Origin of the sequence: Paenibacillus radicis (ex Gao et al. 2016) (genome assembly GCF_014641555.1) — a bacterium.
Taxonomy (GTDB): domain Bacteria; phylum Bacillota; class Bacilli; order Paenibacillales; family Paenibacillaceae; genus Pristimantibacillus; species Pristimantibacillus radicis.
Window position 1 is genome coordinate 44,606 of the sequence record NZ_BMHY01000018.1, and the last position, 12,742, is coordinate 57,347.

The window sequence follows — 12,742 nt, forward strand, 5'->3', positions numbered from 1 at the left end:
TGCAGCCGTTCAAACGGAGGAAATGAAGCTTGCGGACACCATGGTTGAACGAGGCAGAATTGAAATTTCCGGGGTTCAAAAAGTGTATGAGACGAAGAAGTCCCGGTTCGAGGCGCTAAGAGACATTCATTTGACCATTGCATCCAATGAGTTTTTAACGATTTTGGGTCCTTCCGGCTGCGGCAAGTCGACGCTGCTTCGTATGGTGGCTGGTCTCGATGAGGCAACCGGAGGCGAATTGATGCTCGATGGCGAACCCATAATCGGTCCATGCGCCGATCGGGGCATGGTTTTTCAAGGGTATACCCTTTTTCCTTGGCTGACTGTAAGAGAGAACATCGAATACGGCCCGAAGCTGAAAGGTATTCCGACGCTGGTACGCAGGAAAATATCCAATGAGTGGCTGAGAACGATTCGGCTGGAGTCATTCGACAAAGCGTTTCCGAAGCAGTTATCCGGAGGGATGAAGCAGCGGGTAGCGATTGCAAGAGCGCTGGCTAACAAGCCGAAGGTGCTGCTGATGGATGAACCGTTTGGCGCGCTCGATGCGCAGACGAAGCTGGAGATGCAGGAGATGCTGCTGGAGGTTTGGGAAAAAGAGCGGACAACGGTACTGTTCATCACCCATGACATTGATGAAGCGATTTTTCTGTCGCAGCGCATTGTTGTGATGGGCGCGGGACCGGGCCGGATATTGAAGGAATTCAAGGTGCAGCTGCCGGACCGGCTTGCGCCGGATGTGCGAGAGACCCCGGAGTTTCTAGGGTTAAAGCGTGAATTGGCCGGATTGCTGAAGCATGATTAATAAGGAGGAGCAGCAGATGGAAGCTAGCGTAACGAAACCGGAGTCAATGAATGAATTGGAAAGCGTTAATGGAGCGTCATCTAACTCCAATACGACCGAGGCTGCTTCACCCGCTGCCGCACCGTCCCGCGGTTGGCGTCCGATTTTGCTTAAAGTGTTAGGCCTTACTGCCAGAATACTGCTCGCCAGACATCCTGCCGCTCTTTCCAGAGAGGCAGGATGTTTTTGGTATCGGGAAGAAAAAAAGCGCGATTAAAAGATACGGACGAATCGAATAAGTCATGCAAGCTCTACAGGTATTCGGGGAATGCTGGAAGAACGGACATTGTTGAAGCGAGACCGCAAGTTGCGCAACTGCTGCCATGGTATTGTGTATAAGAAAATGGGAGCCGATGAATACTATGGTCAGATTCACAACGAATTCGTTATCGAACTCGCTCGATCTCGAGGACAGCCCGCATCGTCCGATGTTCAAATAAGCTGTTCATCGCCCGAACGTATCCGTTAGCTGTACGCTACATGTATTTTTACCGCAAGGGGCAGGCAAGTCATTCAAGGCTTGCATATAGCCTAAATATCCAGTCGACTCAAAATCCTCTAGGAAAGTGGGGCAACATGAAATGAAAGCAACTGGAATTGTACGTCGAATCGATGATCTCGGGCGTGTGGTGATTCCGAAGGAAATTCGCCGTACATTGCGTATCCGTGAAGGCGACCCGCTCGAAATCTTCGTAGACCGCGACGGTGAAGTTATACTGAAGAAATATTCCCCAATCGGCGAGCTTGGTGACTTTGCGAAGGAGTATGCCGAATCTTTGTCTGAAAGCACGAATCATGTCACGCTTATTACCGATCGCGATACGGTTATCGCCGTTGCAGGGGCATCCAAGAAAGAGCTGCTGGATAAGCAGATCGGCTCGCTTCTGGAGACTTGTATGGAAAACCGCAAGACTTCAGAAGGTGCGGCAGGCACCTATGAAATCGTCAAGGATGTGCAAGATGCTTACTCCGCTTATGTGGCTGCGCCAATTGTAGCTGGCGGAGATCCGATCGGTACGGTCGTGTTGCTCAGCAAGGACGAGAGTGTGAAAATGTCTCAGATGGAGACGAAGATGGCCGAGACGGCTGCAGGCTTTTTGGCCAAACAAATGGAGCAATAAATTGAAGAGAATGGACGAGACTTGGCTTTCGGTGCGCGGCGATGCGGCATATCGGGAGCCGGGTCTTTTTTTGCTCGCATTCCTTTTAACCTTATTGTAACGATTGCCTCTTTGGACTGAGCTATAGTGGAGACAAGCCGCTTTAATTGGAAATATCAGAGACTAGCTTGCCGACACCATACCCTTAATCAATCCATACCTGGAGGTATTCCATATGAAGTTTCCGTTTAAAATGATGGCATTCGCCGTTGCAGCCATAGCGATTCCTGCCGTAATGGCATCCCCGGCTTTTTCCCGAAATCCGGCCGTATCTCCTTTGCCTGACGAAGCAGCCATCGTTCACAATGTGAGTCAAGCCGAGACGCAGACGGAGCTGGATCAGGCTCAGAAGCAAGAATTGAAGCAGGAGGCTGCAGCAGTTGCTGTCAGCGCCAAGACGATTCATGACACGACTGATCTCTATAAGGTCGATTTGAGCATTCCCGTCATTGCTGGAATGGCTGACGAGCGTTATCAGGCGCAATTAAATGCGAAGCTGGAAAATCAGGCGATGGAAGATCTAAAGCTGCTGAAGCAGGAAGCAGCGGAAGCTGCAGATGATGCAGCGGCTGAAGGCTATACCTTCCATCCGTATGAAATGAAGCTGGAATATGCCTTGAAGTCAGATGGCAGTCGTTCGGCCGGAGGGAAGCTTTCGTTGACGGTTCAGACCTACTTATATAGCGGAGGGGCTCATGGAGGCACACTTGTCGATACTTATAATGTAAGCAATGATAAAGAGGCGGAGCTGTTGACACTGGAGAAAGTGCTCGGCAGCCGCTACAAAGAGCTCGGTGAAGGGGCGCTTAAGCAAGCTTTCACAGAAGATCCCGACCGTTTTAACGCAACAGATGTCGAGAACTTCGCATTGACCAACGCACATGATTTCTATCTGGCAGACGGCAAGGTGTACTTGCTGTTCCAGGAATACGAGGTCGCCCCGTTTGCCGGCGGCATTATCGATGTGCAAGTGAAGGGAGCGGAACGGAATTTATAACTTATCCAGCTGCTCCCGATACGCGCGAGGAGGGATTCCGATCGTTTTTTTGAACATTTTGCTGAACAGAAACGGATCGGTATACCCGACGGATCGGGCAATGTCACTGACCGTAAGATCCGGGTTAGCGAGCAGCTCCACGGCGCGATTCATCCGGAATTGCAGCAAAAATAGTTGCAGTGACAGTCCATATTGCTGCTTGAAAAGGCCTGATAAATAAGTCGAGTCGAGACCGACGGCTTGTGCGATGTCTTGCACGGTCGTTTTTTGGCTATAGCTGTTTTCGATATAGGTGATCGCTTGGCTCATATACACTTCTTTTGAATTTGCTCGCTTGGGCTCCGGGGAGCGGGCTTCCGAACATTCAACAAGCTCTGCTATATACCGGTATAGGACGCTCTGTTCCCATATATCGCTGGATTCGCGCTGGTAAGCGTCCATCAGAAGGCGGTAAGCATCTTCGAACCAGTTATTCTCCGCATCGTTTCCGTTATTGGCGTGGAAAATCGGCTGTGATACGCTTAGTCCGGCGCGCTGCAAGAAAGCTCGGGCATGGAGGCCGTCGAAACCGATCCAGCTGTAGCTCCAAGGGTCGGTATCGTCCGCGGTGTAATGAACGAGTGTCCCTGGTGTGATTAGAAAACCTGCCCCTGCTGTGAGCTTATATGTCTCTCCGCCAGTCGAGAATTGTCCTTTGCCGCTGTGTACGTAATGGACAATGTACAGGTCCCGCAGACCGGGCCCCCAGCTATGAAGGGGCTGGCAATGCTCTTCTCCGAAGAAGCGCAGGCGCAGCTCCATTTGCCGCTGCGGCGGCTCTTTTTTCTGATAAATCTCCATTGCTGCGTCCCCCCTCAAGTGACCAATATTATGACATGGATTATTATAGTATTATGCGTGAAATCACGCAATGAAAAGGAATTATGACATGTAGTTCGGGATTTAACCCATGTTCGCGAGTGCCTCTCGGCCTTATAGTAAAGGTATTAAATCCAACGATAAGACGGAGGCGAATGAAATGTCCAAAATTACGTTTCTAGGCGCAGGCAGCACGATTTTTGTTAAAAACGTTCTCGGTGACGTCATGCTGACGGAAGCGCTTCAAGGCTTCGAGCTGGCATTGTTCGATATCAATAACAACCGGTTGCGCGAGTCGGAGCAATTGCTTCTTAATATGAAGGAATCGATCGGCAGCACCTGTGTCATCAAAACCTACACGGACCGTAAAGAAGCACTGCGTGGTGCAAAATATGTCGTTAATGCCATTCAAGTAGGCGGCTACGATCCTTGTACCATTACGGACTTTGAAATTCCGAAGAAATACGGCTTGCGTCAGACGATTGCCGACACTGTTGGCATCGGCGGCATTTTCCGCAATTTGCGCACTATTCCGGTAGTACTTGATTTTGCCAAAGATATTCAAGAAGTATGCCCGGATGCGCTGTTCATGAACTACACGAATCCTATGGCTGTATTGACCAACGTGCTGACTACCTATGGAGGCTTGAACACCGTTGGACTTTGTCACAGCGTACAAGGCTGCGTGCCGCATCTGTTCGAGCACTTGGGTATGGATACAACAGGCGTGAAGACAAAAATCGCCGGTATCAACCATATGGCTTGGCTGCTGGAAGCAACGAAGGACGGCGTTGATCTGTATCCGGAAATGAAGCGCCGTGCTGCTGAATTGCAGAAGGAGAAGCATCATGACATGGTACGTTTTGAGCTGATGCTGAAATTCGGCTATTACGTAACGGAATCGTCCGAGCATAATGCCGAATACCACCCGTATTTCATTAAGCGCAACTATCCGGAGCTCGTGGACCGGTTCAACATTCCGCTCGACGAATACCCGCGCCGTTGTATCGACCAGATCAAAGGCTGGGAAGCGCAGCGTGACGCCATGCTTTCTGACAAGAAGGTTGAACATAAGCGCAGTGAAGAATATGCTTCGCACATCATGGAAGCCATGGAGACGGACATTCCGTACAAAATCGGCGGCAACGTGATGAATACGGGGCTCATTACGAACCTTCCAAAAGAAGCATGCGTCGAAGTGCCGTGTCTGGTAGACCGCTCTGGCATCCAGCCAACTTTTATCGGCGATTTGCCGCCGCAGCTCGCTGCGCTTAACCGCACGAACATTAACACGCAATTGCTGACAATCGAAGCGGCGATTACAGGCAAAAAAGAACATATCTACCACGCAGCGATGTTCGATCCGCATACTGCGGCTGAACTGTCGCTCGACGATATCGTATCTCTCTGCGACGACTTGATCGAAGCGCACGGCAGCTGGCTGCCATCCTTTAAGTAACATGATTTTCCCAGGCTGCTCTAGGCGGGACAAGCACGCAAGGCAACGAACTTTGCCTTGCGTGTCACCTGCTCGGGCGGCCTTTGTTTGGGTTGGGCGTTGAGGTCTGTCCTAATTGGTTTGGAGGTTGGGTGATTTAGGTGTTTTGGTTGATTGGTTGAGCTTGATGGGGCTGTTTTGAGCAGATGAGGCAGCAGATTCGTTAGTAGTGCGTGGTGTGGAGCTGCATAAATAACGGTGGTCGACCACAGTTGAGGAAGCTGTGGTCGCTAAATGAAGGCACTAATGCCGTGCTGGCATCGCGCGCGCCTTCCGGCGCACGGTCACATGTTGTTGGCAAAGCTTCTGCAGCATAGCGAAGCAGGCTCGCTAAATAACGAACCAATCTTCGCTAATGAGGCTTGCTGCGTGGTCGAAGTATGGGATAGCGAACCAAATTTCGTAATTCATGAACCTAGGTTCTCGAATTACGAAGAATGGTTCGCTAATGATACGTGTGGTGGTTGCTCACATGGTCTAGAGCGAACTTGCCTTCGTTATTTTGCGAAGGAGGTTCGCTCTTTTAGCTTTCGCGCTGTGGTCTGTCCTAATTGGTTTTGGGGTTGGCTGTTTTGCGCGTTTTGGTTGAGCTTAATGGGTCTGTTTTGAGCGGATGGAGAAGCAGATTCGTTAGCAGTGCGCGGTGTGGAGTTGCATGACATTGGACGACCACAGCTGGGGAAACTGTTTTCGCTAAATGAAGGTCCTATTGCCGTTTGGGTATGGCTTCTGCAGGTTAGCGAAGCAGGCTCGCTAAATAACGAACCAATCTTCGCTAATGAGGCTTGATATGTGGTCGAAGTATGGGATAGCGAACCAAACTTCGCAATTCACGAACCTAGGTTCTCGAGTAGCGAAGAAAGGTTCGCTAATGATATGTGTGGTGGTTGCTCACATGGTCTAGAGCGAACTTGCCTTCGTTATTTTGCGAAGGTGGTTCGCTTTTTAGGTTTCACTTCCTAGTCCCACTAGTTTGGTTTAAGTGATTTGTTCTTTAGGGTTTCGCCCCCTGACCTGACATTGGTTTAGTTTTGGGCTCACTCTTTTAGGTTCCACGCCCCGGCCAGACGTTAGTTGGTTCAGGAGGATTATTCTTTTTTTAGTTAGTTTGAGTAGGGACACATGGCTAGGATGGCAGGTTTGCTGCAAAAGTTCGTACCACTTGTTCCGCAGTCTGCTCCAGCAGCTCAGCCGTTCGCGACATGGCTTCCTCCAGCGTCATTGGGCCGTTTATGATGCTGTGGGCGCTCACGATGCCTGCATCGTACAGCGGCTCAATGCCCGCGCCGACCGATCCGGCCAGTGCAATGGCCGGAATACCCAGCCGCCTCGCTTCATGCGCCACGCCCATAGGCGCTTTTCCAGCGGCGGTCTGGCCGTCAATCCGGCCTTCGCCGACCAATACGAGCGCCGCCCCGTCAAGCCGGCGGCGAAGCCCCGCATAGTCCATGACGACGTCGATGCCGCGTCTTGCTGCTGCGGGGAAGAAGGCGAGGAACGCGCCGCCTAGACCGCCGGCCGCTCCCGCGCCGGGAAGCTCGTGCAAGCTGACGCCGGTTTTCCCGGCGATCCGATCAGCCCAAGCGGTCATGCCCTCCTCGAGTTGCCGAACCATGGCTGGGTCGGCTCCTTTTTGCGGGCCAAATACTTGCGATGCGCCGCTCGGACCGACAAAAGGACTGCCAACGTCAGTGGCGATAATGAAGGTGGATTCGGCAATACGTGAATCCCATTCACTGTCATCAATGGCGGCGATATCGATTAATCTGCCGCCTCCAATTCCAGGTGCCAAGGGCTTGCCCTCTCGATCCAGCAGCTTCATACCAAGCGCTTGCAGCATGCCTGCGCCACCGTCATTCGTCGCGCTGCCGCCAAGCGCCAGTATGAAACGACGGCAGCCGTCGTCGAGTGCGCGTTGCAGCAGTTGCCCTGTGCCATAGGTAGAAGCGAGCAACGGGTTACGCTCATCGAGCTGCACAAGGGTCAAACCGGACGCTTCAGCCATTTCGATAACAGCTGTGTCACCAACCTTCGCATTATGTCGGGTGAGGGCAGTTTCTGGTTCCGGCCAATCCTCGGTCTGCCGACCAGCATCCCCCAGCCGCCCATAAGCGGCGCGCACAGGCTTGCCCATTGGGCCGAGCACCTGGGCTTCCACGCGCTCTCCGCCGGTTGCGGCAAGCAGGCAGCTGAGCGTACCTTCGCCGCCGTCGGCGACGGGCGCTTCCACAACGTCCGCGTGCGGCAAGGCGCGCCTTACGCCGCGGGCGATGGCGGCTGCGGCTTCAACGGCGGACAGGCTGCCTTTGAAGGAGTCGGGTGCAACTATGATTTTCATCGGGGGACACCGCCTTTTCTCGCATTTTTGTTTGGGTTATGTTATTCTCAGTATTCCAAATTTAGAGTTGGGCCGCAAGCAATGGTATACTACCTGTAGCGTAATTTTGCCATTAGGCAAGGAGGAGTATGACATTGACACATTCGATTACGGTCGTCGGCCTCGGTTCCGGCGATTCCGATCAATTGACGTTAGGCGTATGGCGCCGGCTGCAGTCCGCTGAGCGTCTTTATGTACGCACGGAGCATCATCCGGTAATGGCGCTGCTGCAGGAGGAGAAGCTAGCCTTCACCTCCTTCGACAGCGTGTATGAACAGCATGAAACGTTCCCTGAGGTGTACGAAGCGATTGCTCAGCAGCTAATCGACGAAGCAAGCGCCGGCGGATCGGTGCTTTACGCCGTTCCCGGCCACCCGATGGTGGCTGAACGCACGGTGCAGCTGCTCCGCGAGCGCTGTCCGCAAGCTGGCATAGTGCTTGAGATCATCGGCGGCGAAAGCTTCCTGGATCAAGCTTTCGTCCGGCTGGGCTTCGATCCGATCGAAGGCTTCGCCTTGCTTGATGCCGCCGAGCTGCAAGCTTCTCAGCTTCAGCCGCGCGTTCATACGCTTATAGGCCAGGTTTATGATGCTTTCACCGCCTCCGATGTGAAGCTCGCACTGATGGAGCGTTACCCCGATGATTTCGAAGTTGTAGTGGGTCACGCACTAGGTGTGGCGGGGGAAGAGACAATCGTTAAGGTCCCGCTCTATGAATTGGACCGGACCGAAGGCTTCGGCAATCTGTCGCTGATCTGGGTGCCGCGCACGGAGCAAGATACCGTGCTCAACCGCTCCTTTGACCGGCTGCATGAGATTGTTGCTATTCTTCGCAGTCCGGAAGGCTGTCCTTGGGATCGCGAGCAAACGCATCAATCGATCCGCAAAAACTTTATCGAGGAGCTTTACGAAGCGCTCGAAGCTATTGATAACGACGATCCAGACGGTATGCGCGAGGAGTTTGGCGACGTTGTTCTGCAAGTGATGCTGCACAGCCAGATGGAGGAGGAGAACGGAGCGTTCTCCGTCTATGACGTTATAGAGTCATTGAACGAGAAGCTGATTTTCCGTCATCCGCATGTATTTGGCGACCGGGATGCCAACAACGCCGATGAGGCGCTTGGCAACTGGGAACAGATGAAGGCGGAGGAGAAGAAGCGCAACGGCTCAGATCAGGTCCGCAAGTCTCAGCTTGACGGCATACCTGCCGATCTGCCAGCGCTGATGAAAGCTTACGCGCTGCAGAAGAAAGCTGCGAAGGTAGGATTTGACTGGGACGAGCTTGGCCCGGTGCTCAGCAAAGTGGAAGAAGAGCTGGCGGAGCTGCGCGAAGCGGTCGGCACAGGCGACGCGGAGGAGCAGGCTGGCGAGCTTGGCGATCTGCTTTTTGCCGTGGTGAATGCTTCCCGTTTCATCAAGGCTGATCCGGAAGAGGCACTCTCCCGCACGAATGCGAAGTTTAAGAAACGATTCTCGTATATTGAGGAGCAGCTTCGTATAAACGGCAAAACTTTTGACCAGACTGATCTAACAGAAATGGATCGCTGGTGGGAAGAGGCGAAGCGACAATAGCAGTCGTTATTCGTCAACAATCGAAGTTTTCCGCTACGATTCGGTAAAAAATTTTTAATAACAGCAGGATTTCTTGCAGCCGAGCAGAATATGTATTCTTCGTATAAAGGATTTAACAGTAAAAATTACCACTCAGATGATAGACGGCCTAGCTTATGCCGACAGCCGAAAGTGAACTGAGGGCAATTTCAAATTAGGAGGATTTTAATAATGAACAAAACAGACCTGATCAACAACATTGCAACAAAAAGCGGTTTGACTAAACGTGACGTAGAAGCCGTACTGAACGGTTTTCTGGGTGAAGTAACTGACGCTCTTGCCGGTGGAGATAAAGTACAACTGATCGGCTTCGGTACTTTCGAAACTCGCAAACGCTCCGGCCGCGTGGGCCGCAACCCGCAAACGGGTAAAGAAATCACGATTCCAGAATCCAAAGTTCCTGCTTTCAAAGCAGGCAACAAACTTAAGGACGCTATTAAGTAGTTCATGAGATTGGATAAATTTCTCAAAGTGTCCCGGTTGATCAAGCGGCGTACAGTCGCGAAGGATGTGTCCGAGCAAGGACGCGTCTGGATCAACGGCCGCGAAGCGAAAGCGAGCAGCACCGTTAAGGTTGGGGACGAGCTCACAATTCAGTACGGTCAGAAGAACGTAACCGTTCGAGTAGAACGGATTGCGGATACGACTCGTAAGGATGAAGCCGGTGAGCTTTACACGCTAGTGAGAGAAGAGCAGCGCCCGCGCGAGAACGATCTCGGCTGGTAGCTGGAAGGGCTGTTCCGCAAGCTTAGGCTTGCCGGGCAGCTTTTTTGCTTTTTACCAAGCATAGGGAGGGAATAAGAATGGCATTGACGAGAATGGGCTGGATCCGGCACGGAAGCACGGCATGGAATAAAGAGGGGCGGGCGCAAGGGCAGTCCGACATTCCTCTTGATGAAGAGGGCGTGCAGCAGGCAGAACGTCTGGCCGAGCGGCTTAGCGGGGAGAAGTGGGATGTGATCTATTCCAGCGACTTGATGCGGGCGCGTGCTACAGCGGAGGCAGTGGCAAGGCGGCTGCAGCTCGGCGAAGTTAAACTCGACGAACGGCTGCGCGAAGCGAACGGCGGACAAACCGAAGGGACCACAGAGGCGGAACGGATCCAGAAGTGGGGCGACAACTGGCGAGAGCTGGAGCTGGACCGGGAGACAAGAGAATCGTTGCTGGAGAGGGCGACAGCGGTGCTTGATGAAATCGCAGAACGCCATCCGGGGCAAAATGTGCTCGTCGTCAGTCACGGCGCTCTAATCGGCCGGGCAATGGAGACGTGGATTCCAGAAGCGTATACCGGCGAGTCGCTCGTCAATACATCCATCACGACAATTTGCAAGAATGATGAGGATCAAGCAGGCTGGGCATGTGAGCTGTTCAATTGTTCCCGGCACTTGGACTAAACCATGCTAATCTAGCAAAAATAGTTCTAACGGTTGTCCCTTGTTCATAGGCTAGTCTCAAGCAATGTTTCGAAGCTTTCGAAGCGGATGGAGGGACAAGTCGAATGAGTGATCAAGTCAAAGGGCAGAAGCGTCAGGAAGTAAAGATGCTGAACCGCAAGCTGCTTGAATTAACCGGCGTATTGAACGTAGAAAGCTTCGACAGCGAGGAGTTTTTGCTGGAGACGGAGCTTGGTTTTCTGACGATTAAAGGGCAAAACCTGCATATTAAGCATCTCAACCTGGAACAAGGTCTTGTGGCTATCGAAGGATACGTCCATTCACTCGCCTATTTGGACGGAGCCGGCACCTCGAAATCCAAGGGTCTTTTCGGGAAGCTGTTTAAGTGACGTTAAGCATGCAATGGTTCACCATGGCGATGATGCTGCTCTCCGGCATTGGCATGGGGGCGGTGTTCGACGGCTATCGAGTCGTATCGAACGAGCTGCGCTTTCCGAAGTGGTGGCTTCCTGTTCTCGACATGGTGTACTGGCTGGCCGCGGCTCTTATTATCTTCCGTGTCTTGTACGCCAGCAACTACGGCGAGGTGCGGGCGTATGTGTTTGTTGGCTTGCTTATAGGTGTTCTGAGCTATTATTGGCTCTTGAGCAAAGCGGTCATTGCCATCGTGAAGTGGGTGATCGAGACCGTTCGCAAGCTCATCCTGTTTGTGCTCAAATGCTTGGATCTGCTTATTGTGAAGCCGATTATTCTGCTGTACAAGCTCGTCAAGGCAATTGTTGGAATTGGGACTGCGATCACTATTTTCCTATTCAAAATTGTGTTACAATTACTTCGTCCATTTTGGCTTTTGCTTCGCTGGATGCTTGGTCCGCTTATTCGTCCGCTGGGACGCTGGCTGGGACCGATCGTTGAAAGCTGGCAAATTCCAGCGAGATGGAAGGAAATTCGGGTACGATTAACGAATGTATGGAAAAGATGGTTCAAGCGGGAGTGATGGCCTCAAGCTTTTCGGACCGACCTGAAGGAGGGTGTAAGCAAATGGCAACAGCCGCAGCGACGGGCAAGACGATAATCAGCGCCGGTTCCAGACGCCGTATTCGGATCTGGGGGATGGCCTGTGTTCTATTTATGTGCTGGGCAGCTTATACTTTCATAGGGCAATGGAACGAGCAGAAGGTGATGGAGACGAAGCTTTCCGCGGCCCAGAAGCAATTGGAAGAAACGACTGTGCAGACAAAAGGGCTTCAGCAGCAAATCGAACGGCTGAACGATCCTGAATATATTGAACAACTCGCAACAAAGGATCAAGGGATGGTTAAGGACGGCGAACGGCAGATTCAAGTCGTCAAGTAGAGCGTCTGTATCGAAATAGACGCTGTAAACGGGTGAACGTCTGTTGACCTGCCTTCAACCGTTCGGTTATAATCACGGTGTGAGGCTAATTAGCAAATATCTTAGGGAGGAACATTTTATTTTATGGCAATTGAAGTGGGCGCCAAGTTAGAGGGCAAAGTGACAGGCATTACGCATTTCGGGGCATTCGTCGATTTGTCGGGAGGTGTCACAGGGCTCGTTCACATCTCGGAGATTGCCGATAATTACGTCAAAGACGTGAAGGATCACCTGAAAATTGATGACATCGTCAAAGTTAAAGTGATCAACGTCGATAAAGACGGTAAAATCGGACTTTCCATTAAACAGGCAGTTGACCGGCCGGAGGGCCAACAACCGCCGCAACGCGAACCGCGTCCAAGTGGTGGAGGCGGCGGAGAACGTTTCAACCGCGGTGGCGGAGGCGGCGGCGGCGGGCAAGATCGAGGCGGACGTCCCTTCAATAAGCCATCTTCTGGCAGACCGTCTTACGGAAAACCGTCATTCGAAGATAAAATGTCGCGCTTCTTGAAGGATAGCGAAGAGCGCATCTCTTCCTTGAAGAAAAACACCGAAGGCAAACGCGGCGGACGCGGAGCTAAACGGGTATAGATCGGTTTTTTATACAAT

The 12,742-nt window shown here is 52.2% G+C and carries 15 protein-coding genes; 13 read left to right on the plus strand and 2 right to left on the minus strand.

The annotated features are described in order from the left end of the window. Positions 1 to 22 precede the first annotated feature (22 nt). The 4 genes from IEX98_RS26205 (at position 23) to IEX98_RS26220 (ending at position 3,001) form a co-directional block, all read left to right on the plus strand. Entirely contained in the window at positions 23 to 805 is a 783-nt protein-coding gene (locus IEX98_RS26205; protein ID WP_188892686.1) for an ABC transporter ATP-binding protein, read from the plus strand. 16 nt (positions 806 to 821) lie between these two features. Then, positions 822 to 1,061, plus strand: a complete 240-nt coding sequence (locus IEX98_RS26210) for a hypothetical protein (protein WP_188892645.1) — start codon at positions 822 to 824, stop codon at positions 1,059 to 1,061. Positions 1,062 to 1,425: 364 nt separating this feature from the next. Further along, entirely contained in the window at positions 1,426 to 1,965 is a 540-nt protein-coding gene (spoVT, locus tag IEX98_RS26215; protein ID WP_188892646.1) for a stage V sporulation protein T, read from the plus strand. A 214-nt stretch (positions 1,966 to 2,179) separates the two neighbouring features. Next, on the plus strand, positions 2,180 to 3,001 hold the full coding sequence (locus tag IEX98_RS26220; protein ID WP_188892647.1) for a DUF3298 and DUF4163 domain-containing protein: 822 nt from the start codon (positions 2,180 to 2,182) through the stop codon (positions 2,999 to 3,001). Here IEX98_RS26220 and IEX98_RS26225 read toward each other — a convergent pair. After that, positions 2,996 to 3,841 (minus strand): AraC family transcriptional regulator, encoded by an 846-nt coding sequence (locus tag IEX98_RS26225; RefSeq protein ID WP_188892648.1) that lies wholly within the window; start codon positions 3,839 to 3,841, stop codon positions 2,996 to 2,998. The genes IEX98_RS26220 and IEX98_RS26225 overlap by 6 nt on opposite strands. A 178-nt stretch (positions 3,842 to 4,019) precedes the next feature. On the opposite strand from IEX98_RS26225, the gene IEX98_RS26230 reads away from it, so the two are divergent. Then, entirely contained in the window at positions 4,020 to 5,318 is a 1,299-nt protein-coding gene (locus tag IEX98_RS26230) for an alpha-glucosidase/alpha-galactosidase (RefSeq protein WP_188892649.1), read from the plus strand. A gap of 1,165 nt (positions 5,319 to 6,483) precedes the next feature. Here IEX98_RS26230 and IEX98_RS26235 read toward each other — a convergent pair. Further along, the gene (locus tag IEX98_RS26235; RefSeq protein WP_188892650.1) at positions 6,484 to 7,695 is read right to left on the minus strand and encodes a glycerate kinase; all 1,212 of its coding nucleotides are present in this window, start codon (positions 7,693 to 7,695) and stop codon (positions 6,484 to 6,486) included. Between the two features lie 134 nt (positions 7,696 to 7,829). Here IEX98_RS26235 and mazG point away from each other — a divergent pair, with 134 nt between their 5' ends. From mazG to IEX98_RS26275, 8 genes are all read left to right on the plus strand, one after another. After that, positions 7,830 to 9,305 carry a nucleoside triphosphate pyrophosphohydrolase gene (gene mazG, locus IEX98_RS26240; protein ID WP_188892651.1) on the plus strand — a complete coding sequence of 492 codons (1,476 nt, stop codon included), beginning with the start codon at positions 7,830 to 7,832 and terminating at the stop codon, positions 9,303 to 9,305. A 210-nt stretch (positions 9,306 to 9,515) separates the two neighbouring features. Then, entirely contained in the window at positions 9,516 to 9,788 is a 273-nt protein-coding gene (locus IEX98_RS26245) for an HU family DNA-binding protein (protein WP_042171268.1), read from the plus strand. Positions 9,789 to 9,791: 3 nt separating this feature from the next. Beyond that, positions 9,792 to 10,070, plus strand: coding sequence for an RNA-binding S4 domain-containing protein (locus IEX98_RS26250; protein ID WP_042171271.1), 279 nt, complete (start codon positions 9,792 to 9,794; stop codon positions 10,068 to 10,070). A gap of 83 nt (positions 10,071 to 10,153) precedes the next feature. Next, positions 10,154 to 10,738 (plus strand): histidine phosphatase family protein, encoded by a 585-nt coding sequence (locus IEX98_RS26255; RefSeq protein ID WP_188892687.1) that lies wholly within the window; start codon positions 10,154 to 10,156, stop codon positions 10,736 to 10,738. Between the two features lie 104 nt (positions 10,739 to 10,842). Then, the gene (gene yabP, locus IEX98_RS26260) at positions 10,843 to 11,127 is read left to right on the plus strand and encodes a sporulation protein YabP (RefSeq protein WP_188892652.1); all 285 of its coding nucleotides are present in this window, start codon (positions 10,843 to 10,845) and stop codon (positions 11,125 to 11,127) included. Further along, a complete protein-coding gene (gene yabQ / locus IEX98_RS26265; protein ID WP_229692406.1) occupies positions 11,124 to 11,735 on the plus strand; it encodes a spore cortex biosynthesis protein YabQ in 612 nt (203 codons plus the stop codon). Before yabP ends, yabQ begins: the two co-directional genes overlap by 4 nt. 44 nt (positions 11,736 to 11,779) lie before the next feature. After that, positions 11,780 to 12,094 carry an FtsB family cell division protein gene (locus tag IEX98_RS26270; protein WP_188892653.1) on the plus strand — a complete coding sequence of 105 codons (315 nt, stop codon included), beginning with the start codon at positions 11,780 to 11,782 and terminating at the stop codon, positions 12,092 to 12,094. A 123-nt stretch (positions 12,095 to 12,217) separates the two neighbouring features. Next, positions 12,218 to 12,724 (plus strand): S1 domain-containing RNA-binding protein, encoded by a 507-nt coding sequence (locus tag IEX98_RS26275; RefSeq protein WP_188892654.1) that lies wholly within the window; start codon positions 12,218 to 12,220, stop codon positions 12,722 to 12,724. Positions 12,725 to 12,742 lie beyond the last annotated feature (18 nt).

What these genes read in the sequence shown, in the direction of transcription:
- IEX98_RS26205 (WP_188892686.1), top strand. Translation starts at nt 23, where the DNA reads ATGAAGCTTGCGGACACCATGGTTGAACGAGGCAGAATTGAAATTTCC.
- IEX98_RS26210 (WP_188892645.1), top strand. Translation starts at nt 822, where the DNA reads ATGGAAGCTAGCGTAACGAAACCGGAGTCAATGAATGAATTGGAAAGC.
- spoVT (WP_188892646.1), top strand. Translation starts at nt 1,426, where the DNA reads ATGAAAGCAACTGGAATTGTACGTCGAATCGATGATCTCGGGCGTGTG.
- IEX98_RS26220 (WP_188892647.1), top strand. Translation starts at nt 2,180, where the DNA reads ATGAAGTTTCCGTTTAAAATGATGGCATTCGCCGTTGCAGCCATAGCG.
- IEX98_RS26225 (WP_188892648.1), bottom strand. Translation starts at nt 3,841, where the DNA reads ATGGAGATTTATCAGAAAAAAGAGCCGCCGCAGCGGCAAATGGAGCTG.
- IEX98_RS26230 (WP_188892649.1), top strand. Translation starts at nt 4,020, where the DNA reads ATGTCCAAAATTACGTTTCTAGGCGCAGGCAGCACGATTTTTGTTAAA.
- IEX98_RS26235 (WP_188892650.1), bottom strand. Translation starts at nt 7,695, where the DNA reads ATGAAAATCATAGTTGCACCCGACTCCTTCAAAGGCAGCCTGTCCGCC.
- IEX98_RS26245 (WP_042171268.1), top strand. Translation starts at nt 9,516, where the DNA reads ATGAACAAAACAGACCTGATCAACAACATTGCAACAAAAAGCGGTTTG.
- IEX98_RS26250 (WP_042171271.1), top strand. Translation starts at nt 9,792, where the DNA reads ATGAGATTGGATAAATTTCTCAAAGTGTCCCGGTTGATCAAGCGGCGT.
- yabP (WP_188892652.1), top strand. Translation starts at nt 10,843, where the DNA reads ATGAGTGATCAAGTCAAAGGGCAGAAGCGTCAGGAAGTAAAGATGCTG.
- IEX98_RS26270 (WP_188892653.1), top strand. Translation starts at nt 11,780, where the DNA reads ATGGCAACAGCCGCAGCGACGGGCAAGACGATAATCAGCGCCGGTTCC.
- IEX98_RS26275 (WP_188892654.1), top strand. Translation starts at nt 12,218, where the DNA reads ATGGCAATTGAAGTGGGCGCCAAGTTAGAGGGCAAAGTGACAGGCATT.